Below are 21,662 nucleotides of genomic sequence, written 5' to 3'. Positions count from 1 at the left end.
ACTCTGTATATTATTTAACAGCAACTTTTAAATAATCTTCATAAGAATCTTTATCAATAATGCCGTCGTCTGTTAATTCGATAATGCGAGTTGCAATGGTGCGGATGAACTGCTGGTCATGAGAACTGAAAATCATTGAACCTTTAAAGTTAATTAAGCCGTTATTAAGTGCTGTAATAGACTCAAGGTCTAAGTGATTTGTTGGTTCATCTAAAAGCAATACATTCGCTCCACTAAGCATCATTTTTGATAGCATGCAACGAACTTTTTCGCCACCAGACAGAACGCTGGCATTTTTCAATACCTCTTCACCTGAGAATAACATCCGTCCCAAGAAACCACGTAGGAATGATTCACTATCGTCTTCTGGAGAAAATTGTCGTAGCCAGTCAACTAAGTTTAAATCACAGCCTTCAAAAAACTCAGCGTTATCTTTAGGGAAGTATGATTGACTCGTTGTGATTCCCCACTTAAATGAGCCACTGTCTGCTTCCATTTCGCCTGTTAAGATTTTAAACAAAGTCGTCTTAGCTAAATCGTTCGACCCAACTAACGCAATTTTGTCATCTTTACTCATGCGGAAAGATACGTTGTTCAATACTTTTTCACCATCAATGGTTTTCGTTAAACCTTCTACTAGCAATAAGTCATTTCCGATTTCACGTTCTGGAGTAAAATGGATGTACGGATACTTACGTGATGAAGGCTTAATATCGTCAAGAGTAATTTTCTCTAGTTGCTTCTTACGGGATGTCGCTTGCTTAGATTTCGAAGCGTTGGCACTAAAGCGAGCAACGAAATTTTCAAGCTCTTTAATTTTTTCTTCTTTCTTCTTGTTTTGGTCTTGTGCCATTTTTAATGCTAATTGGCTAGACTCATACCAGAAGTCGTAGTTGCCGACATACAGCTGAATTTTACCAAAATCAAGATCAGCAATGTGCGTACAAACGTTGTTCAAGAAGTGACGGTCATGGGAGACAACGATAACCGTATTTTCAAAGTTAATTAAAAAGTCTTCCAGCCATTGAATCGCTTTTAAGTCAAGACCATTCGTCGGCTCATCTAATAGAAGAACGTCAGGTTGACCGAATAAAGCTTGAGCAAGCAATACTTTTACTTTTTCTGATTCTGATAGTTCAGAGAGGGTTTTGTCGTGAGCGTCTTCACTAATACCCAATCCTTTTAATAGAACGGCTGCATCTGATTCAGCTTCCCAACCATTTAACTCAGCAAACTCTCCTTCAAGCTCCGCTGCTTTCATACCATCTTCATCAGAAAAATCTTCTTTCATATAAATGGCGTCTTTTTCCTGCATAACTTTATAAAGACGGGAGTGCCCCATAATAACGGTTTGAAGCACTTGCTCGTTCTCATACTCAAAATGGTTCTGTTTTAATACAGCCATACGAGAGCCTGGCTTCATTGCGACATGCCCTTGCTGGGAGTCAATTTCACCAGATAAAATTTTCAAGAAAGTTGATTTTCCGGCACCATTTGCGCCAATTAATCCATAACAATTTCCAGGGTTGAATTGTATATTCACGTCTTCAAATAGTTTACGTCCGCCAAACTGTAAACCAACGTTAGAAACAGTAATCATCGCGTAACCTCCTAAGCGTAGTAACAAATGTTCGTTTTTCGCTCCACCCTCTAGTTTACCTCCAAACGGTATAGGTGTAAACGGCAAAACCGTAAATTCTTTTCTGTAATCTGCATTTATTTAAAGAAAAAACGCTCGTCCGCATGGCGCGAATACGAGCGTTTTCTAATCTAACGTGTGTGCATATCACTTGGGTCTGCGCCGCGACGCTGATTTCGATCTAATTGATTAATCGCGTTCATTTGCTCGTCTGTTAGTTCAAAATTGAAGACATCAAAGTTTTCTTCAATTCGACTTGGCGTTACTGACTTAGGAATGACAATGGTTCCTCGCTGTAAGTGCCATCTCAATACGACTTGAGCAGGGGTTTTTTGCTGTTCTTCTGCAACCTTTACAATAACTTCATCTTGCAAAAGTTCTTGGCCTTGATCAAGAGGGCTCCAAGCTTCTAAATAAATATTGTGTTTTTCACAAAAGGCTCTTAATTCATTTTGCGCAAGATACGGGTGACACTCAACTTGATTAAGAACTGGAGGAATCTCACACTCATTTAATAACCGTTCTAAATGTTCAATGTGGAAATTACATACGCCGATTGCACGAACGCGCCCATCCTTATAAAGTTTTTCTAGCGCTTGATACGTTTCAATGTACTGATCAAAATCTGGAGTAGGCCAATGGATTAAATATAAATCAACATAGTCAAGACCAAGTTTTTCTAAGCTAGTTTCAAAAGCAGCTAACGTCTGCTCGTAGCCTTGATCAGCGTTCCATACTTTCGTGGTGATAAAGAGGTCTTTGCGATCCACATTGGACTCTTGAATCGCTTGTCCAACACCTTCTTCATTTTGATAAATCATGGCGGTGTCGATGGAGGTATAGCCTGTTTGAAGTGCTTTAGCGACTGCTGGCTGAGCTTCTTCCTTTTTAACTTTCCAAACACCAAAACCTAGCTGAGGCATGTTTATTTTGTTGTTTAACGTGACCATTTTCATCTGTTATCACTCCTTTACGATTCGTCTTAATTATACGACAAAAAAGAGGATTGAAAAAGCAAGAGGTTTTAACAAGCTCAAAAACGTTTATACAACGGGTACAACAGATGGAGGTAGCTTTTTCCTAGTAGCGTGTAACACGGGTAGATGACGAATATACTAAGGACTATGGAAGAGTTCGTGACGTGCTTGTAGAAGGGTACCAGCTTTACTTCATCACCAACAACACAGATGGTGGAGGCAACCCGGAAGCAGAAGATGATCAATTGATGAAAGTTGATTTAAATGAACTTCATTTATGGCTTTTTCACTCTTTATGATACACTATAAACAAAATAATAAATGAGGTGGCGAACATAATGATTGAAATCGAAACACAAGAAGATTGGAACCAATTTCAAACAAATGCAGAAGAACAAACGGCGCTTGTCTTTAAGCATAGTACGCAATGTCCAATCAGCGCTGAAGCCTTTGAAGAGTTTCAAGCGTTCACAAGTGAGCATCCTAACGTTTTAGCGGCAGTTGTCAAGGTAATTGAATCCCGTTCTTTGTCAAATCAAATTGCAGAAGATTTACGTACTGTTCATAAATCGCCACAACTATTTGTGCTTAAAAACAATAAAGTGCAGTGGACAGAGTCGCATTGGAATATTAAAAAGTCAGCAATAGCTGAACAGGTATAAATGGAGAAACGAACGATTGTCGATCATGACTATCGTTCGTTTTTTCGTTTTGCTTGCTGATCTTGTTTAAAGATCAATCGATAGGTGATTAATAAAAAAACAATAACGAAAATGGATGCGCTTCGTTGAACAATTTCAAACCATGTCACTAGACATCACCTCGTTTGTTACTATTTACAAAATAATAGCAACTATACACGGGATACCGCTCTATTTTTAAGACGCTCAGGCGTATAAACAAGAAGAAGTTCATGCTGATGCATAACGTAAAAGCATGGAGGTGATATAGTTTGAATCCAGTAATCTATGCATTAGGCTTGTTTGTATGTATCTTAGTCGGTTTAACAAGCGTATTTGGAGCCGTTTTTTCATTACTTTCTGGACTTGAGACGATTTATTTCTTATCGTGGTTAGGGGTTGCAGCTTTTTCAATTCTCGTTATCTACGTCATGGATTTAAGTGCTCGAATTGGGGAAATCGAAACGAAGCTATATGAAGAGGAAGAAGAGTTGTAAATGAGATAAAGCGATTGAAGTAGTGATTCCTGTCAATCGCTTTTTGGTTATAGATGGTACAAGCTCTCGTAGGAGTTCATCACATTGACGCTGTAAATATAAAAATACGTCGATTGATTCATTAACTGAATCAGTTCGACCTTAGTGGCTTCATTACGTTTGGTCATATACGGGATTCATTTGTATGTATGTTACGTCTAACTAATTCCTCTTTCAAAATTGCTAAAAAATCTTTTTCAAGACGATTTTCTTTTGCTTTTTCGTACGCTTCAATTAATATAGAATCCGAAAGTTGTTCAATCATTCTTTACGCTCCTTTTTCCAATTCACTCAATAATCGATTGTCTATAACTGTTTCGTACCCAGATGAAATTACTTATAAACAAAAAAAATCCGACAAAAACCTAGCAGCATTATGCTAGGTTTTAATGACCGAACCATTGAATTCTTCCGTTTTGCTGTTCAACATCAAGACTAATCTCAAAGGAATGCTTTTTATAAAAGTGAGCGAGACGTTCAACGTGTCCCCAGTCTCGTTTGGCAATGTTTCCTTCAATGCCACAATTCTCTTTCCAGGCAATCTCTTTTAAGTAGTTCATGCAGATAGTACCAAACCCTCTACAAGGTTCTCCTTTTATATCGTTAATAAAAAGAGTGTGATTCTCTTGATATTCTGCTTCTAGTACGAAGTCCCACGTTCCTTGATAGGGGTGGCTGCACTGATTAATCATCACTTGAAAGGTATCATTTGTTCGCGCTTTTGATACAATAACCCATTCTTCATCATCGATTTGTTCAATGCCAATCACTTCTTTTTTTTCTTCTTTTGCAATCTCTCGAACCTGCTGTTGCATACGAAGCATCTGTATATCACGTCTATCTGCCTTTGGTAGAGTTGAGGTTATCATATTGTCACTCCTTCTCATCCTTAGGAAATCCGCCATTTATTATAGAAGAAGTGTACTCAATTTGCAATGGTAATGAATGGAGGGAGGGAGCCTTATTGACTGTTGTATGAAACAAAAAAGACAAGCAGGTCGAAAAAACCTACTTGTCTGAACAAGGTTACGCTGTATGGGTTGAAGAACGTTCAAAGGTTGACACATCGGGTAAACCATCAATTGTGCACTCAATCTCCGAAAGGGTTTTAGAGAGGTACGTTAATTCTTTTCCTGCTACTAATTTCTTTTTCACGCGATTAAAGCGAGGATCTAGCCGATCGAGTTGATCGTACAAAGAATCAATGGAAGTATACATCTGAATTAAAGGTAAAGCGGTTTTCTCACCAACACCTGGACATCCAGGAATATTATCGCTTGGGTCCCCAAGTAGTGCTTTTACATCAACCCATTGATCGGGTCTAATTTGATAAGCTTCCATAAATTGTGTAGCGCCCATGATGATTTCTTTTTTCTTAACAGAAAGAATTTGCGACGTTTGCGCACTTAATAATTGAAATAAGTCTTTGTCATTAGAATAAATATACGCAGGTGACTTTGGGTATACCGTTTCCCAATTCTGGCTAATCGCACCCATTAGATCATCAGCCTCATAAGGGGGATGCGCAATTTGAGCAACGTTAGCATGAGATAAATGTTGTTTAAGCAATTCATACTGCTCAATTAAAGGTTCAGGTAACTCATTTCTTGTCTGCTTGTACGGCTCATAGAGATGTCGTCTAAACGTGTCTTCTCGAGGAATATCCCACGTAACCACACAATGAGTCACGTTGTATTGTCGTTTTAGTTGTTCAAGTTTTCTTAGAAAGCCATTCATTCCGTTTACAGCTACACCATCTTCATTTTTTTCAAGGGATTCAATTGGACGATTGTAACTCGTTGCAAAATATGAACGGCTCAATAAATTAAACCCATCAATAATCAAAAGAGATTTTTGCATTAGTTTGTAGTGCTCGCTTTTAATGGATACGTCCAAAAATGTTCATTCGTTAAACGAGTAACAGCTTCTTCGTTTCCTTCATGATAAGCTTTCTCTAAACTTGGCAGTGTCCACGCAAGTTGAGACGCGTGCGCCCGTAATGTATCAAGCTTAATTTGAGCATAAGGTGTGACGTCATTAACGACATCAGCAGCACCAATTTCTGCTTCATGTCCGTTTGAAAAAGCAATCGCGTGAAGGACAGGTTGTTTTTCAACTGATAACGATTCTAATGCTGCCACGACTGCTTCGCCTGTTGCATCATGGTCTGGGTGAACAGCATAGCCAGGATAAAATGAAATTACGAGAGAAGGTTGGAGTTCCTCAATGAGCGCAACAATCTCGTTTTTAAGTTTTCCAGGCGCTTCAAATTCAATTGTTTTATCGCGATAGCCAAGCATTCGTAGATCGCTTATCCCCATTTCAATTGCTGCTTGTTGTAACTCTTGTTTCCGAATATCAGGAAGGGATTCCCTTGTGGTAAAAGGCGGGTTTCCAAGATTACGACCCATTTCTCCAAGAGTAAGACAAGCATACGTTACTGGAACATCATTCTGAACGTAATGGGCGATTGTGCCAGAAACGCCAAATGCTTCATCATCTGGATGTGGAAAGATTACTAACACATGTTTTTGTTTTTTCATTGTGTTCACTCCTTACTAATTTTACCGAAATGGGGTTTTGGAAATTTCCATTGCAATGGCAAGTTTTCCATCCTGCCCATGACCAGCTAATAAGAGTCGACCGTCTTCATCTAATTCAAAATGTGTCAAACCTTCTCCGTAGACCCAGCCAATCTCAAGCTTTAAGCCGACTCGAAAGGGCCCATCGCCAGCGATTTTTCCATTTTCATACGTGATGTTTGCGTTTCTTATATAAGCACTAGCTGAAAAAAAAGATTCATCAAAATGAGAAGCGTAAGCTCCGTTTGTCGTCTCTAAGTGTAGATAGACTTCTGTATTCGCAAATTCATCGATATGCTGTTGAACAATGTCTTTCGTAATTGGTTCCATACGTTGCCTCCAAATTATAGTTACAGCGTTTTGCTAACCTCTATTATAATGGGAAAACACCCCTAGTATCAATGAAGGTGACTTGAGGGTAGAAGTCGAATACGTAAACAGAGAATTAATCTAAGTAAAATGATAGAATGAGCAAATGGATGTTTTGTAGGAGGCAAGGAGTAATATGTTTAAAGAAGTTGCTAAACAAGCAGAACTACTTATGAAAGTCCTTGATTATACACGTGTGGGTGTGTTAATTACAGATCCTGATAGAGAAGATAATCCGATTGTTTATGTTAGCGAAGGCTTTACAAAAATGACCGGCTACACAAAAAAAGAAGTGCTTGGTACAAATTGCCGTTTTTTACAAGGGGAAGAGACAGAACGAGAAAAAATCGACTTGTTGAGAGAGGCGATTAAAAAAGTAGAGCCTGTATCGATTGAAGTCGCAAACTATACAAAAGATGGGATGCTTTTCTGGAATGAACTAACAATTGACCCAGTTTATTTAGAAGACCAAAAAAAGCTTTATTTTGTAGGTGTTCAAAAAGATATCACCGAACAAGTTGAAGCAAAAAAAGAATATGAGCGTTCGGTACAACGGATTCAATCCATTTCGACTCCGCTCGTTCCTTTAATGGATGGGTTAGCCGTGCTCCCATTAATTGGCGAGATGAATAAGGAACGTTTTGATAAAATGTTTGAAACAGTGACGCATGAAACGGTGCAATTAGGCATTGAAAAACTTGTGATTGATTTGTCAGGCTTAACGGATTACGACGCCTTTGTCGTTTCAGGGATTTTTCAATTACGTGATGTCCTAAAGCTTATCGGTACAGAGCTTGTGGTATGTGGAATGGCACCTGATTTAGCCATTCAATCTGTATTAGCAGGAGGAAATGGAATGGATTCAATTCAAACAGCCAGTTCGGTTAAGCAAATTTTAAAAGAAACGTTTGAAAAACGTGAGTAAGGATTTTTATGACTATGATGAAGAACCGTCATTAAGTGATTTTGAAGAAGAGGAACCTAAAAAAGAGAAGAAATGGCGTAAAAGAATCGTTCGTATAGTTTCAATCATCATTGCATGTGCACTTGTGTTTCAAACAAGCTCGTTTTTATTTGAACATTTTAACTTAAACGCACTGCAATTTATGCGGGAGAGTGAAGAATTATTTGAAGACGAGGAAGTAGAGGCTTGGCGAGAAAGTGTTGTCGCCGTACAAACGATTTCAGGGCATGGAACAGGGTTTTTTGTAGATGAAGATGGGTCGATTCTTACAAATGAACACGTGGTCAATGGACAAACAAATGTTAGAATTATTACATCTGATGGAGACGTATTTATGGCTGATGTGGAAAAACATGATGTTGAAAATGATCTGGCATTATTAATAGTTAGTGATCATGCTGAAACCTTTTCTCCATTACCCTTATCAGAATCATCAGCAACGTTACATGAAGCAGTCATCGTCATTGGACATCCTCATACGCATTCATTTATAGCAAATGAGGGAGAGGTGTCCGACGAACGTAACCCTTATCAAGTCTTAACCATTACCAACGACGTTTATCCTGGTCATAGTGGTTCCCCCGTTCTTTCTCGCTCAGGAGAAGTCATTGGTGTGATTTATGCACGGTCTTTAAACGAGCAAAGAGAAGGACTTGCAGTACCAATCGAGCAAGTCCAACATTTTCTTGACAATTAAGGTTTCGTTACGACACCAGAGCCTTTATTGTCCGCAATTTCTTGGGCTCGTTTTTCAGCTTCTTTTTTCGTTTTATAGACATTGCTTGCTTGTTGAGCCCCTTCAGCTTTTACAGCCCAACCATCGTCTCGTTTGACTACGAGTTGCGTTGCGTCATTTAAGCGCGGAGAAGATTGTTTTTCGCGGTTTTTACTCGGTTTCATGTGCCCATCTTGATAAAATTTCTCAATCTCTGCTTTTGATGCTTGATTAAACCATTCTTTTGCTTGTGAAGTGGCAATTGGAATCGCATCCGATTCTTTATAGCCATCGTCGATCATGGCGTTTGCGATTTCGATTGCTTTTTTTCGCAAGGCAGGTTCGAAATTTTTAAAAGTTGCTGGGTAATCGCTCATATTCCAACTCATTTGTCTACACTCCTTTTTCACGTACATAGCCGATTGCTTCTTAAATTAAACATGATTAAGAGAGGGAAGGAACGGGAATAGTAGAATTAAGTCGAAAGTAGAAGAGGTGCATAAAGATGAGTGAGAAAGAAAACAAAAGTACAGGTGAAGAGGAAGTAAAAGATTTATTTGACAAGTCTCTTGAACAAGGGACTGCTGAAGAAGATAAAGAAAAGAAAGCGGAAAAAAAGGACAAGAAAGAAGATAAATAAACACTGAATGGATGAGGCGTGAGCATGATTTGGTTATGCTTGCGCCTTCTTATATTGGATAAGTGAACGATAGAGGAGTGAACCAACGTGGAGTTATTGCAGACAGAAACCCCTTTAGAAAGAGAACAGATCTTAAAACGTTTAATGACAAATTTTGCTGAAATTGGTCGGCGTCACGACCGTGCACAAACGGTTCCAGTAGAAAATATTGAGGTATTAAGAAAAAGTGGGTATGCTGGATTAGCAGTTGGAGAGACCTATGGCGGAGCGGGGATTTCTTTACAAGAGCTCCTTTCCTTACAAGAGCTAATCGCAAGAGAAGATGGTCCAACGGCTTTAAGTATCGGTTGGCATATGGGAACGATGTATCAAGAGCGTACTGAAAATAATTGGTCAGAATATAGTCGTGAAACTATACTTCATGACGTTGTAAAGAAAGGTTTTCTTCTGAATACAGCGGCAACGGAGAAAGCTACAGGAAGTCCAACAAGAGGTGGGCAGTTTCAAACAACTGCGCAAAAAAAGAATCATCAATGGATACTAAATGGAGAAAAAACATTTTATACCTTAGTAGAAGAGCTAGATTACTATTTAATTCTCGCAACAATTGAAGAAGATGCTTCGACTGGTATGTTTCTCATTGAAAAGGGTGCTGCTGGAATTGAGATTGATCGAACATGGGACATGGTTTCAATGGGTTCGACAGGCAGTCACGATCTAATCTTAAAAAACGTAACGGTATCGGAGCAAGCATTGCTTAAAATTCAAGAAAAAAAAGGAAGCCCTCAAGCTTGGCTTTTACATATCCCGGCATGTTATCTTGGAATTGGCTATGCTGCGATTCAAGAAGCTTCACGTTATGCAAAAGAATACGCTCCAAATAGTTTAGGAAAACCAATTGCTACGATTCCAGCTGTTCGGCAAAAGCTTGGTGAAGCATACTTGCTTTATCAACAAAGTCATACATTATTATATGGCATTGCCAAGCAATGGGATGAAGGGTCAAACGAAGAGCGCGCTTCAATGCGGTTGCCACTAATGATGGCAAAACATGCAGTCGTTCAGAAGGCTATGAAAATGGTTGATTTAGCAATGAAAGTCGTTGGAGCGCACAGTTTATCTCATCAATCTCCTTTATCAAGGTATTATCGCAATGTTCGTGCCGGTTTGCATAATCCACCGATGGATGATCAAACTGTTGAGGTGGCTGCTGCATCGCTATTAAATGAGTAAATAAGTAAAGGAGTGTCCGCTATGTATGTAGTCCATTCTACGTTTAAAGCGCCAGATGAAAAAGCAGATGAAGTCATTCAAATCTATCAAAACCGATCAAAAAAGGTAGACCAAGCAGAAGGTTTTGTCTCATTCCGGCTCTTACAACACCATAAACGAGCAGGTGAATTAACGGTTGAGCTTCAATTTGAAACAAAAGAAACCTATCTGAACTGGGTAAGAAGCCAAGAGTTTAAAGAGATTCATGATTTGGAGAAAAAATACCCAGATCAAGAATTGGCTGGAATTGTACCGACTGTTCGACAATTCGAGGTGATTATTAGTGAATGAACCATTACCAGATTATTACGCACCGATTGTAAAAGCGATCGCGCAGTCGATCTACGAAGACTTTCCGAATTTAAACGAACGATATGGGGAAAAAGGTTGGAAGCACACATTAGAAGATAACGAACATCACTTTCGTCATCTTGAAGCTGCATATGCGATTAAAGATCAACAAGTTTTTATCGATTATGCCATTTGGCTTAATGGGATCTTGACGAAACACGGGATGACGACGTACTTATTAATTGATAACTTTGAACGGATTCCACCAGTTATTTATGGACAATTAGAAAAAGACAAAGAAGCAAGCTTTAATCAATATGTTGATGCGGCGATTGATGCACTCAAACAAACAGAAGAATATTCCAAAAGCGAACGGATCCCATTTCGCCCATAAAAAAAGCGGTTCTATCTAGACCGCTTTTTTTATTTGGATTAATACGTTAATTGTTTTTGTTCGAGTGCCCGTGCAAGGGTTGCGTGAATGGGGATATCAGAAAAAGAAATACCTAGCTGTACAGCTGTTTGGGCAATTTCTGGGCGTAAACCTGATAAAGAAGTTTGAACACCAATAAGACGTAGGCCTTTTATTAGTTGAAAGATTTGTTGGGCAACCATCGTGTCAATGATTGGAACACCTGATAAATCAATAAACAATGTGTCGATAAATTGCTCGGAACAATGTTGAAGCGTGTGATCAAACATCATTTTTGCACGGTGTGTATCAATTTCTCCAACGACTGGTAACAAGGCTGTGTGAGGAGCTAATTGAATAATTGGCGAGCTAAGTTCATTAATCATTTGCTTTTGAGCATTCAATGTGTAGTCAGCTTGTTTTTTATTCTGTTTTGAATAAGCTAAAATGACTTCATTTACACCTTGTACAATCATTTTGTTCCATTTTGTTAAATCAGTAATCGTTATTGAATCATCGTCAACGGACTCAACATAAGTCGAGATTTTATCTAAATATTGTTGTTGAGTTCGAAAAAATTCATTTATGATGTTGCTAAAAGGTGTGCTTATATGAGCACGATCATTTGCAATTGATTCAATCCATTCAGCAAAAACTTCGTCTTGTAGGCCATTTTTTTCAGGATTAAATAATTCGCAAAATAGAACGTGGAATGAATGATTTTGTTGTTTTAATTTTTCAATTTGGTCAGGGTTTGTACTACTATAGACCCCTTCTTGGGACTTGTCTAAGGACTTGTACCATTCTTCCGTAAGGTCCATTGTTTTTGATTTTAGAAACGTATAAAGTCCAATGTTTGACAAAGGTAAGCCTCCTAAAGATAAAAGAATGTATTCTAATCTCAATACCCATTTCATAAACATTCTAAACACAAAAATAAAAAACTTGCCGACTACCCAATGGATAGAATCGACAAGCGTCATAAAGTTTGTTAAAAAACCGTAAATGAAGGCTATAAGTAAAACGGTACGAAAGCAGCGATTCATTTATTTAGAACGACAAATGCTTTCATCACGGACAGAAGTGTCAGTACAGATTGCATGTGATTACACAAGCGCTAACCATGTTACATAAAAGGGGAAAAACGTTTAATCTCGGTTATGGGTTTGAAACATTTTTCTTAAAACCAGCGTGGTCTGCTAGTCGACTCAACTCCATAAACCACTGCTTGTCCTTAGTGAGCAGCGCTAGTTCTTGAAGTGCGCGAATGTCCGCTTCTTTTAATCTGGCTTTGCTCGTTTGCAAGTCATTTTCGTTAGCTAATAAAGGTTGTTTTCCATTTAATACACGTTGTTTCGTATAGAATTGATACATGGTTTTAATCGGCTCATTTGAAGAGTTAGACGCAATGACTTTGGCTTCACTAATCCATCCTAATATACTTGTTCGACCAGCTTTATAAATCACCCATTCTCCATTTCCGAACATTCGATCAACTCCTTTAAACCATCGTATTCAGCTGGTGAAGCGAATATGTATGCGAAAAGAAAAAAGCCGAGCGGTTTTTCTACTCGGCTGATACGATTTAAAGCCCACCTGCGCCAATTGTACAAATTTCTGAAAGTCTAAACGAACGGATTCCAGCATCGTTTGCCACAATGATTGAACCTGTTGCTGTGTTAAAGCCAAGGTACGTGCCGCTCACTGTTGTTGTTGTCGTCGTCGTTGTGAAGGTAAGCGCTGCGTCACCTGGTAATCCTAAAACAGTGTTTGCGATCGATACAAGGGATTGACAGCTCGCGTCTCTAGGAGTTGGGAAAGGGAAGAATGAACAGCGACGTGTACACTGGCAGCAACAATGATCTCTTTTTTCATCTTTCTTCTTATGGTCTTGTTGATAACAAGTCAACTAATCCACCACCTTTATTGTAGGATACTTTAACGTATTCATTGTCCAGATAATCAGGTTGGATGAATGAATGCGTAAAAACGCCTTTTTTCGGAAATTAATTTCATTTACCGTATTTTAATTAAGTGAAAATAAAGCAAAATAGGATAACGATTACAAAAAGCGGTTACAATGAAAAACAAGCGAAACCCTATGAATTACAGGCTTTAAATGTAGATTATTAAAAGATAAACTGGTATTATGAAAGACGACTAACCTTCGTATAAGGCTAGAAATTGAGAAGAGTTGTGAACGAGAAAGAGGGTATACTCATGAATGATAGAAAGCAGTCCGAGGCTGTTTTTGTAATATTTGGGTCAACTGGAGATCTTGCAAAACGAAAATTGTTTCCTTCACTTTACAATTTATATTTAAAAGGTTCTTTGACGGAAAACTTCGCGGTCATTGGATTGGGAAGAAGGACTTGGGACGATGAGAAGTTAAAAGCCGTCGTTCGTGAAGCGATAACAGAAGCAGGCCAACAAATGGACGGTGAAGAACAGATCGATTCATTTCTTGCTCATTTTTCTTATTTGTCATTTGATGTTACAAATAAGCATTCTTACGAAGAGTTAAAAGAAGAAATGGAAAGCAAGGAAAAGCGGTTTCATTTATCTGGAAACCGTGTGTTTTACATGGCCATGGCACCGGAATTTTTCGGACAAATCGCGCAGTCTATACATAGCCATGGTTTAAAAGAAACAAAGGGTTGGACGAGACTAGTTATTGAAAAACCATTCGGTACAGATCTTCAAACAGCAAAAGTGTTAAATAATGAAATTCGTGAAGCTTTTGCAGAAGATGAGATTTATCGAATTGATCATTATTTAGGAAAAGAAATGGTCCAAAATATTCAAGTCATTCGCTTTGCAAATGCGATGTTTGCCCCTTTATGGAATAATCGTCATATCTCCAACATCCAAGTAACTTCTAGCGAGAAACTAGGTGTTGAAGGGAGAGGTGGCTACTATGAAAAGTCAGGCGCTTTACGGGATATGGTACAAAATCATATTTTACAAATGGTTTCTTTACTTGCAATGGACGTCCCGTTGCAGCTAACAACTGATGAAATTCGTAGTGAAAAAATTAAAGTTTTACGCGCGCTCCGCTTAATCAATCAACAAAACGTCAACGATACTGTTGTTCGTGCTCAATATGATGAAGGCACGATTAATCGCACAGAGGTTCCTGGCTATATACAAGAAGAAAATGTAGATTCAAATTCGAATACAGAAACCTATGTTGCAGCAAAACTAATGATTGATAATCATGTTTGGGCAGGTGTTCCATTTTATATTCGTACAGGAAAGCGTATGGCGGTGAAATCAACGAAAGTCGTGGTAGAGTTTAAAGAGATGCCGTTAAACCTTTATGCGAAAGAGCATAAGGCGACCGGTCCTAACCTTCTTATTATCCACATTCAACCGGACGAGGGCATTACGATCGTGTTAAACGGGAAAAAGATTGGATCTGCGGACACTACACCTGTACATTTGGAATATCGTCATGACAGTGAAGACCGAATTAATACGCCTGAAGCATATGAACGCTTATTATACGATTGCATTATAGGGGATGCGACTAATTTCGCGCATTGGGACGAAGTTAGTCTATCTTGGTCATTGGTTGATGCGATTTCAAACGCATGGAAAGAAACAGACCAAAAACCGTTAACGTACAAAGCGGGAACAATGGGACCAAAAGAAGCGGACAAACTGCTCGCGATAGATGGTCACTCTTGGTGGCCTGTTGAACATATGTAAAAAACAACTTTGCATCCCGATGCAAACAGAAAAAAGAGTCATCCTTTTAGGACGACTCTTTTTTTGTATCATACCCAGTTGGTATGAAAAATGCCTTCTTTATCTAGACGTTTGTACGTATGAGCGCCAAAATAATCACGCTGTGCTTGCAAGAGGTTTGCAGGTAACCGTTCGCTACGATAGCTATCGTAATACGAGATGGCACTTGAGAAACTAGGAACAGGCACGCCGTGTTCAACTGCTAGTGACACAATCTTTCGCAATGATTGTTGATAAGATGAAGCGATGTTTTCGAAATAAGGATCAAGCAGTAAGTTTTTTAAGTCTGGATTTTGTGCAAAAGCATCGGTTATTTTATGAAGGAACGCGGCACGAATAATACAGCCACCACGGAAAATACGCGCGACTTCTCCGTATTGTATCGACCAATTTTGTTCGTCCGACATCGCTTTTAATTGAGCGAATCCTTGTGCATAAGATAATACTTTGCTGAAAAAGAGGGCTTTGCGAATTTCTTCAATAAGCGCTTCTTTATTTTCAGACAAAGAAGCTGGTTTCGGTCCAGTTAACACTTTACTTGCTTCGATTCTTTCGTCTTTTATCGCCGATAAAAAGCGCGCAAATACAGACTCTGTAATAATGGAAAGAGGGACACCTAAGTCAAGCGAACTTTTGCTTGTCCATTTCCCGGTTCCTTTTTGTCCAGCAGAATCAAGAATGACGTCTACTAATGCTTGTCCAGTTTCTTCATCTTGTTTCGTGAAAATATCTGCGGTAATCTCGATTAAATAACTATCAAGTTCTCCATCATTCCACTCTTTGAACGTATGATGAAGCTCTTCGTTGTTAAGGCCGACGATTTCTTTTAACAATGCATAGGATTCAGAAATAAGCTGCATGTCGCCATATTCAATCCCGTTATGCACCATTTTCACATAGTGACCAGCACCATCAGGTCCAATATAAGTGGTACAAGGTTCACCATTTACTTTTGCTGATATATCTTCAAATAAAGGGCGAACAAGCTCGTACGCTTCTTTTTGCCCACCAGGCATAATCGATGGGCCTTTGAGAGCGCCTTCTTCGCCGCCAGATACACCTGCACCGATAAAGTGAACACCATGCGCCTCTACGTGAGCGGAACGACGGATCGTATCGGTATAGTACGTATTGCCACCGTCAATTAGTATATCTTTCTCGTCAAGAAGAGGAAGTAGTGAATCGATTACAGAATCGGTTACTTCTCCAGCTTGAACCATTAACATAATTTTTCTTGGTGTCTCTAGTGAATCGATGAGTTCCTGTAAAGAGTACGTACCCACTAAGTTTTTATTTTCTTCAAGAGCAATAATTTGTTTCACTCGCTCTTCAGAGACATCATATAAAGACACGCTATATCCTTTACTTTCAAAGTTAAGGGCTAAACTTCTCCCCATAACCCCAACACCAATAATTCCGATATTCTGCTTCGTCATTGCGTACGTCCTTTCTCTATTGCTTACAAGCATCAAGCATCTTTTTCTTTATAAAAAAGAATACTCGAACATTCGCTATGAACATACCATATGAAAGCGATTTCGAGCAAGCTGAGAATTGTAAGTTGCCTATTTTATAGCTTTGATGAGAATATGCCCAATTTTATCTTTGTAGTGTGCCATCAATGTTTGGTGTTGATGCATCTTTTCGTAGTAGGAGGGGGCGATAGTAGAAGAAGGCTGCATGTCATTTCCTTTATCGGTTTCGTCTTGTTGTAATGTTGCCGCTGTAAACGTCTCCATGACAACAATTTGACGAAATCCTGCATTCGCCAGTTCTTGTTGCCATTCCTTCGCATGAAGAAGCTGTGAAAATCCATATTCGGCTTTAAGGGTCTCTTGTTCATTCATCGATAAGGGTGAAAAACAGACAAATTCGTTCAAATAAATGCTGCCGCTCTGTTTTAAAACCCGATGAAGTTCGCTTAAGCCTTCTTGAATGGAAGCAAAGCTTAAAACCGATTCAGATAATGCATAATCCGTGGTTGAATCGTCTAAAGGAATAGCTTCAATGAAAGCTTTTCGCAGATCAACAGAAAGAAATTGCGACTCAAAACGCTGTTGGGCTTTTTTATACATAAGGGGATGTGGTTCTAACGCCGTCACCTGACAATCATATAATTGTTTAATATAAGCGGCGGTTTGTCCAGTACCGCAGCCACAATCTAAAACAATGGAATGTTCATCAAGTTCCATATCCATAATGATCTCTGTAGACTTTTTGAATCCTCCTGGGTGTGCACTTCCAATTCCAAATGTGGCGAGCATATCCGTATATTTTTCCATATAAACCACCTTCCCATTTTCTCCATCGTATGAATGTGTTGAGGTTATGTGCCTATTATTCCTGTCTGAATGTTACGGTTTGATTACAAAAAGATTAAATAGATTGTAATTAGTATTATCCTAGGACAACAACGAGTAGGTATGAAACAGATTACGAGAAGGAGGCGCTTTTGTTTATATGATGTTCGTAAAGAATGGTTGCCACCAAAATAAAAGATTTTGTGGGACTGACGCAAATAACGTTATTAAGGAGAGGGTAAATATGAAATATATGATTGGTTTTGTTGCAACGTTGCTTTTAGGAGTCTTATTTTTCTTACCAACTCATACATATGCGCAAGCAGCTACTAGTATTGAAGTGAATGAAGAGAGTGAAAGAGTAGAGTGGCTCCAAGAACAATTAGTGGACCAAGGCTTTTTAGAAGAAGAGAAGCGAACGTCAGTTTTTGATGAAGATACCGTTGATGCGGTGGCTGCTTATCAAAAAGATCACGGCTTAAGTGTTGATGGTATTCCGGGTAAGCAAACATTAGGTGCGTTAGAAGTGTTAAAAGAAGGTACTGAAGGTCCTCTTGTAAAAGCGCTACAAGAACGATTGTATGAACTAAAATATTATCAAGATTCTGTTGACGGGCACTATGGTCAAACGACGAAGCAAGCAGTAACGGCTTTCCAACAAGCCAATCAACTTCTCGTCGATGGGATAGCTGGCCCAGAAACCCACGCACATCTATACTACAATCATAATAAAGTGGCACACGTTGTGACAGATGTGAAACCACAGGAACAACAGCCAAAAAGTGAACCGAGTACAGAAGAAGAGGTTGTTGCTCATGCCGCACCAAAAGTAGAAGAACCAAAGGCTACGGAAAAGGCGGAAGAAGCTACGAATGATGCAGAGGAGCAGCAACAGGAACAGCAACAAACGACTGAAGAAAGTGTTACAGAAGAAGCAACAACAGAGGAAGAAGTAGCTTCAACAACAACTGAACCTTCTGGTCAAACGATGACAATGGAAGCAACGGCGTATACAGCGTATTGTAACGGTTGTTCAGGTGTCACTAGAACCGGGATTGATTTACGAGCAAACCCCAATCAAAAAGTAGTGGCAGTAGATCCAAATGTCATTCCGTTAGGTAGTCGAGTGTATGTTGAAGGCTATGGAGAAGCAATTGCAGGCGATACAGGTGGCGCAATTAAAGGGCATAAAATCGATTTATTTGTGCAAACAAAGGATGAAGCGTATTCGTTTGGACGTCAACAAGTTCAAGTTACCGTATTAGATTAAAACGAAAAAGCTGGAACAATCGGTAGTCCGATTGTCTCAGCTTTTTTTTGCGTCTTGTTTAGCTGGTTCGATGTGAACGGTTGTATGCGGAATATCATGTTCATCATAGAGTGCTTGTTCAATGAAGTCGGCAATGTCGTGGCTTTGTTTGACTGTCATCGAAGGTTGCACGGCAATGGTCACATCCGCGTAAACGGTAGAACCGACTTGCCTTGCTTTTAATGCAAGAACATCTTCAATGCCCTCGATTGCTAAAACCGTGGATTTGAACGGACTTAATGCCTCATCATTAAACCCATCGGTTAACGAATGACTCGCATCTTTGAAAATAGACCACGCTGTATAACAAATGATTAGACCGATAATAAAAGCGGTTAGGGAATCAATCCATCCTAAGTGAAAATGAGAGCCGATGATCCCTATGACTACACCGACACTCACAAGGGCATCATTTTTATTATCTTGTGAAGCGGCCATTAAAGCTTGGCTATTAATTTTTTTAGCTAGTTTGCGGTTGTAACGATAGACGAGCAACATCACAACTGCGCTAAAGCCAGCAACCCATGCAGTAATTAAACTAGGAGCTTCAACAGTTTCACGATTAAATAAGCTGGTGCCTGCATTAATTAAAACTTGTATCCCAATTACCGCCATAATGAACGACGCTAATAACGCTGCGATATGCTCCGCTCTAAAGTGACCGTAAGGGTGATCATCATCAGGTGGTTTTTGAGAAATTCGTAACCCTACGAGCACCGCTACAGAAACGATAATGTCTGCTGCGTTGTTGTAGCCGTCTGCAATTAACGCTTGTGATAGAAAAATATAGCCGATGACTAATTTTAAACTAGCTAAAAAAAGATACGTGCCGATGCTTAACCAAGCGCCAGTTTCACCTTTTCTTAGTTCTTCGTATCGTCTCATCTCTTTTCCTTTCTCTCATCGATCAAGTTCATTCATATACCTAATTTTTAAACTGTTTGAAAATATAAATTCATGTTATAGTAATAAGAATAAATTTTATCATTTCAAGAGATTCATGGATGGCGAACAATTATAAGCCGGAAGAATTCATTTTTCGTTCGGTTATAAGTCAATTGATCGCTATTTTTCGTAAATGATAAAGAGTATATTTTTTAGTATGGACAAAACGTACACATTTTATTAGGAGTTAGAAAGGAAGCTTTTTATGACAGAACATACGCTAGAAATTATGAAATGTACACACGAAAAGCAGAAACCTAATGACGATTCACTTGTATTTGGAACGGTCTTCACCGATCACATGTTTATCATGGATTACTCCGAAGATAAAGGCTGGTACAGTCCACGAATTATTCCTTATCAACCTTTAACATTAGATCCTGCTGCAATGGTTTTTCATTATGGTCAAACGGTATTTGAAGGGTTAAAAGCGTATCGCTCAAAAAAAGATGATGCGATTCATTTGTTTCGACCAGATATGAACATTAAGCGATTAAATCGTTCGAGCGAGCGATTAAACATCCCGGCGATTGATGAGGATCAAGTGTTAACGTACTTAAAAGAACTGTTAACGATTGATAAAAAATGGATTCCAAAAAAAGACGGCACTTCTCTCTATATTCGCCCTTTTATTATTTCAACAGAAACTAATTTAAGTGTTGCGCCGTCACAGTCATACAAATTAATGATTATTTTATCGCCAGTTGGTGCCTATTACAAAGAAGGTATGGCACCTGTTAGTATACTAGTTGAAGAACGTTATACACGTGCAGCGCCAGGCGGAACTGGTACGGCGAAAACGGCTGGTAACTATTGTTCGGCTTACAAAGCACAAGCTCGAGCGACAGCGAAAGAAAAGGCACAAGTTCTATGGCTTGATGCAAGTGAAAAGAAGTATATTGAAGAAGTAGGAAGTATGAATGTATTCTTTAAAGTGAACGGTGAAGTTGTTACGCCGAAATTAAATGACAGTATTTTACCAGGGGTTACACGGGATAGCGTGATTCAAGTACTCAAAGAATGGGAAATTCCGGTTCAAGAAAAACAGCTGTCGATTGAAGAGATTTATCAAGCATCGCGAGACGGCATCTTGGAAGAGGCGTTTGGAACAGGGACCGCTGCGGTCATTTCACCAGTTGGACAATTGGAATGGAATGAAGAAACCATTGTTATAAATGAAAATAAGACAGGCCCATTAGCACAACGACTTTACGATTATTTAACGAAGCTTTATGTGGGAGAAGAAGAAGATCGTCTTGGCTGGATTGTTAAGATTGAGCAAGATTAATCGTTATTAACGGAGGAATGAATGATAAAAGCAGTTTTCTTTGATTTAGATGATACGTTACTTTGGGATAAAAAAAGCATCGCGCTTGCATTTCGGCAGACGTGTCTTCATGCATCTATTGAAAAAAACGTTGACCCAAATCAGTTAGAATCGTTTGTACGCCATGAAGCAAGAACGTTATATCAAGGTTACGACACTTACCCGTTTACAGTGAATATTGGCATTAATCCTTTTGAAGGGTTATGGGGAGAATTTCGTGACGATGGAGAAGACTTCGCCGCATTACGAGAAGTTGCTCCACACTACCAAAGAGAAGCGTGGTACGGGGGATTACAAAAGCTTGGTGTTCAGGATGAGGCTTTTGCGTTGGAACTTGCACATCTTTTTCCGATTGAAAGACGAAAACACCCAGTTGTTTATGAGGACACTTTTTCAACTTTAAATGCATTAAAAGATAACGTACAGCTTGTTTTAATCACGAATGGCTCACCAGATTTACAAAACACAAAATTAGAACTGACGCCAGAGCTTGTTCCTTACTTTGATCACATTTTAATTTCTGGTGCTTTTGGGCAAGGGAAACCAAAGGTACGTATGTTTGAAGAAGCCCTTGCTCGTTTGGAGATTGCTCCTAATGAAACGTTAATGGTCGGAGATAATCTACATACGGATATATTGGGTGCGAACGCAAGCAACATACCATCTGTTTGGTTAAACCGAGACCAATTGCTGAACAATACCGACAGTAAGCCGACTTTTGAGATCCATTCACTGCATGATTTATTAGAATTAGAAAATTTAAAACAATCACTTGCGAATCAATAGAGAGTATGATCTAATTAATTTGTACGATAAAATTTAATAGCCACTAGGGGTGCAAAAAGCTGAGAGAGGACTTGTCCTTAACCCTTTACCTGATCTAGATAATGCTAGCGAAGGGAAGTGCGATATGTAAGTTGTAGGGATGTGTAATACACAACCGGTTTATTTACA

At 39.1% G+C, this 21,662-nt stretch carries 27 protein-coding genes and 1 riboswitch; of the genes, 13 read left to right on the top strand and 14 right to left on the bottom strand.

From position 1 onward, the window contains the following. Positions 1-10 precede the first annotated feature (10 nt). Together ACE1TH_RS07270 and ACE1TH_RS07265 are read right to left on the bottom strand one after the other, a co-directional pair. Positions 11-1,600: an ABC-F family ATP-binding cassette domain-containing protein gene (locus ACE1TH_RS07270; RefSeq protein ID WP_099300551.1), complete on the bottom strand. Its 1,590-nt coding sequence runs from the start codon at positions 1,598-1,600 to the stop codon at positions 11-13. 170 nt (positions 1,601-1,770) lie between these two features. Further along, positions 1,771-2,595, bottom strand: a complete 825-nt coding sequence (locus ACE1TH_RS07265; protein ID WP_099300552.1) for an aldo/keto reductase — start codon at positions 2,593-2,595, stop codon at positions 1,771-1,773. 185 nt (positions 2,596-2,780) lie between these two features. Between ACE1TH_RS07265 and ACE1TH_RS07260 the strand changes: the two genes are divergently transcribed. The 3 genes from ACE1TH_RS07260 to ACE1TH_RS07250 all read left to right on the top strand — a co-directional run bounded on the left by ACE1TH_RS07260 (position 2,781) and on the right by ACE1TH_RS07250 (position 3,793). Continuing rightward, on the top strand, positions 2,781-2,915 hold the full coding sequence (locus tag ACE1TH_RS07260) for a hypothetical protein (protein WP_375078656.1): 135 nt from the start codon (positions 2,781-2,783) through the stop codon (positions 2,913-2,915). 39 nt (positions 2,916-2,954) lie between these two features. Further along, positions 2,955-3,278, top strand: coding sequence for a bacillithiol system redox-active protein YtxJ (gene ytxJ, locus ACE1TH_RS07255; protein WP_176554208.1), 324 nt, complete (start codon positions 2,955-2,957; stop codon positions 3,276-3,278). A gap of 290 nt (positions 3,279-3,568) precedes the next feature. Beyond that, on the top strand, positions 3,569-3,793 hold the full coding sequence (locus tag ACE1TH_RS07250) for a hypothetical protein (RefSeq protein ID WP_375078655.1): 225 nt from the start codon (positions 3,569-3,571) through the stop codon (positions 3,791-3,793). A 163-nt stretch (positions 3,794-3,956) separates the two neighbouring features. Here ACE1TH_RS07250 and sda read toward each other — a convergent pair whose 3' ends face one another. From sda to ACE1TH_RS07225, 5 genes are all read right to left on the bottom strand, one after another. After that, on the bottom strand, positions 3,957-4,097 hold the full coding sequence (gene sda / locus ACE1TH_RS07245; RefSeq protein ID WP_255225134.1) for a sporulation histidine kinase inhibitor Sda: 141 nt from the start codon (positions 4,095-4,097) through the stop codon (positions 3,957-3,959). Between the two features lie 121 nt (positions 4,098-4,218). Beyond that, positions 4,219-4,701 (bottom strand): hypothetical protein, encoded by a 483-nt coding sequence (locus ACE1TH_RS07240; RefSeq protein WP_375078654.1) that lies wholly within the window; start codon positions 4,699-4,701, stop codon positions 4,219-4,221. Positions 4,702-4,858: 157 nt separating this feature from the next. Further along, positions 4,859-5,728 carry a 5'-3' exonuclease gene (locus tag ACE1TH_RS07235; protein WP_375078653.1) on the bottom strand — a complete coding sequence of 290 codons (870 nt, stop codon included), beginning with the start codon at positions 5,726-5,728 and terminating at the stop codon, positions 4,859-4,861. Then, a complete protein-coding gene (bshB2, locus tag ACE1TH_RS07230) occupies positions 5,692-6,375 on the bottom strand; it encodes a bacillithiol biosynthesis deacetylase BshB2 (RefSeq protein WP_099300556.1) in 684 nt (227 codons plus the stop codon). Before bshB2 ends, ACE1TH_RS07235 begins: the two co-directional genes overlap by 37 nt. Before the next feature lie 21 nt (positions 6,376-6,396). Further along, complete coding sequence (locus tag ACE1TH_RS07225; RefSeq protein WP_099300557.1) at positions 6,397-6,744, bottom strand: YojF family protein; 348 nt, start codon at positions 6,742-6,744, stop codon at positions 6,397-6,399. Positions 6,745-6,919: 175 nt separating this feature from the next. Between ACE1TH_RS07225 and ytvA the strand changes: the two genes are divergently transcribed. Continuing rightward, on the top strand, positions 6,920-7,708 hold the full coding sequence (gene ytvA / locus ACE1TH_RS07220; RefSeq protein WP_099300558.1) for a YtvA family blue-light photoreceptor: 789 nt from the start codon (positions 6,920-6,922) through the stop codon (positions 7,706-7,708). Further along, entirely contained in the window at positions 7,701-8,444 is a 744-nt protein-coding gene (locus ACE1TH_RS07215; RefSeq protein ID WP_141556741.1) for a S1C family serine protease, read from the top strand. The genes ytvA and ACE1TH_RS07215 overlap by 8 nt, the downstream gene beginning before the upstream one ends. Here ACE1TH_RS07215 and ACE1TH_RS07210 read toward each other — a convergent pair. Next, a complete protein-coding gene (locus ACE1TH_RS07210) occupies positions 8,441-8,851 on the bottom strand; it encodes a DUF2188 domain-containing protein (protein ID WP_099300560.1) in 411 nt (136 codons plus the stop codon). The two genes, ACE1TH_RS07215 and ACE1TH_RS07210, sit on opposite strands and share 4 nt — an antisense overlap. Positions 8,852-8,967: 116 nt before the next feature. Between ACE1TH_RS07210 and ACE1TH_RS07205 the strand changes: the two genes are divergently transcribed. The 4 genes from ACE1TH_RS07205 (at position 8,968) to ACE1TH_RS07190 (ending at position 11,059) form a co-directional block, all read left to right on the top strand. Next, positions 8,968-9,102 carry a hypothetical protein gene (locus ACE1TH_RS07205; protein ID WP_255225138.1) on the top strand — a complete coding sequence of 45 codons (135 nt, stop codon included), beginning with the start codon at positions 8,968-8,970 and terminating at the stop codon, positions 9,100-9,102. 87 nt (positions 9,103-9,189) lie between these two features. Further along, positions 9,190-10,335 carry an acyl-CoA dehydrogenase family protein gene (locus ACE1TH_RS07200; RefSeq protein ID WP_375078652.1) on the top strand — a complete coding sequence of 382 codons (1,146 nt, stop codon included), beginning with the start codon at positions 9,190-9,192 and terminating at the stop codon, positions 10,333-10,335. A gap of 21 nt (positions 10,336-10,356) precedes the next feature. Next, entirely contained in the window at positions 10,357-10,665 is a 309-nt protein-coding gene (locus tag ACE1TH_RS07195) for an antibiotic biosynthesis monooxygenase family protein (RefSeq protein WP_099300562.1), read from the top strand. Further along, complete coding sequence (locus tag ACE1TH_RS07190; protein WP_099300563.1) at positions 10,658-11,059, top strand: hypothetical protein; 402 nt, start codon at positions 10,658-10,660, stop codon at positions 11,057-11,059. Before ACE1TH_RS07195 ends, ACE1TH_RS07190 begins: the two co-directional genes overlap by 8 nt. 38 nt (positions 11,060-11,097) lie before the next feature. Here ACE1TH_RS07190 and ACE1TH_RS07185 read toward each other — a convergent pair whose 3' ends face one another. The 3 genes from ACE1TH_RS07185 to ACE1TH_RS07175 form a co-directional block, all read right to left on the bottom strand. After that, entirely contained in the window at positions 11,098-11,940 is an 843-nt protein-coding gene (locus ACE1TH_RS07185) for an STAS domain-containing protein (protein WP_255301111.1), read from the bottom strand. A gap of 295 nt (positions 11,941-12,235) precedes the next feature. Continuing rightward, positions 12,236-12,565, bottom strand: a complete 330-nt coding sequence (locus ACE1TH_RS07180; protein ID WP_255225141.1) for a hypothetical protein — start codon at positions 12,563-12,565, stop codon at positions 12,236-12,238. Between the two features lie 97 nt (positions 12,566-12,662). Next, a complete protein-coding gene (locus ACE1TH_RS07175; RefSeq protein ID WP_255225142.1) occupies positions 12,663-12,986 on the bottom strand; it encodes a hypothetical protein in 324 nt (107 codons plus the stop codon). A 311-nt stretch (positions 12,987-13,297) separates the two neighbouring features. On the opposite strand from ACE1TH_RS07175, the gene zwf reads away from it, so the two are divergent. Further along, positions 13,298-14,788: a glucose-6-phosphate dehydrogenase gene (gene zwf, locus ACE1TH_RS07170; protein WP_099300566.1), complete on the top strand. Its 1,491-nt coding sequence runs from the start codon at positions 13,298-13,300 to the stop codon at positions 14,786-14,788. Between the two features lie 68 nt (positions 14,789-14,856). Here zwf and gndA read toward each other — a convergent pair whose 3' ends face one another. Both gndA and ACE1TH_RS07160 read right to left on the bottom strand, forming a co-directional pair. Continuing rightward, on the bottom strand, positions 14,857-16,263 hold the full coding sequence (gene gndA / locus ACE1TH_RS07165; protein ID WP_099300567.1) for an NADP-dependent phosphogluconate dehydrogenase: 1,407 nt from the start codon (positions 16,261-16,263) through the stop codon (positions 14,857-14,859). 129 nt (positions 16,264-16,392) lie between these two features. Continuing rightward, positions 16,393-17,109 (bottom strand): class I SAM-dependent methyltransferase, encoded by a 717-nt coding sequence (locus tag ACE1TH_RS07160; protein ID WP_255225144.1) that lies wholly within the window; start codon positions 17,107-17,109, stop codon positions 16,393-16,395. A gap of 262 nt (positions 17,110-17,371) precedes the next feature. Here ACE1TH_RS07160 and ACE1TH_RS07155 point away from each other — a divergent pair, with 262 nt between their 5' ends. Next, positions 17,372-18,397, top strand: a complete 1,026-nt coding sequence (locus ACE1TH_RS07155; RefSeq protein ID WP_255225145.1) for a peptidoglycan-binding domain-containing protein — start codon at positions 17,372-17,374, stop codon at positions 18,395-18,397. 36 nt (positions 18,398-18,433) lie between these two features. On the opposite strand, the gene ACE1TH_RS07150 is transcribed toward ACE1TH_RS07155, so the two are convergent. Further along, positions 18,434-19,321, bottom strand: a complete 888-nt coding sequence (locus ACE1TH_RS07150) for a cation diffusion facilitator family transporter (protein ID WP_099300569.1) — start codon at positions 19,319-19,321, stop codon at positions 18,434-18,436. Between the two features lie 265 nt (positions 19,322-19,586). Between ACE1TH_RS07150 and ACE1TH_RS07145 the strand changes: the two genes are divergently transcribed. Together ACE1TH_RS07145 and ACE1TH_RS07140 are read left to right on the top strand one after the other, a co-directional pair. Then, positions 19,587-20,669 (top strand): branched-chain amino acid aminotransferase, encoded by a 1,083-nt coding sequence (locus ACE1TH_RS07145; protein ID WP_255225146.1) that lies wholly within the window; start codon positions 19,587-19,589, stop codon positions 20,667-20,669. Positions 20,670-20,690: 21 nt separating this feature from the next. Beyond that, complete coding sequence (locus ACE1TH_RS07140; protein WP_255225147.1) at positions 20,691-21,494, top strand: HAD family hydrolase; 804 nt, start codon at positions 20,691-20,693, stop codon at positions 21,492-21,494. 35 nt (positions 21,495-21,529) lie between these two features. Continuing rightward, a riboswitch (TPP riboswitch) is annotated at positions 21,530-21,627 on the top strand. Positions 21,628-21,662 lie beyond the last annotated feature (35 nt).

This window comes from Shouchella sp. JSM 1781072 (assembly GCF_041949915.1).
Classification (GTDB): domain Bacteria; phylum Bacillota; class Bacilli; order Bacillales; family Bacillaceae_D; genus Shouchella.
The sequence above is the reverse complement of the archived record's forward strand: the minus strand, read 5'-3'. Positions and strand labels throughout refer to the sequence as shown.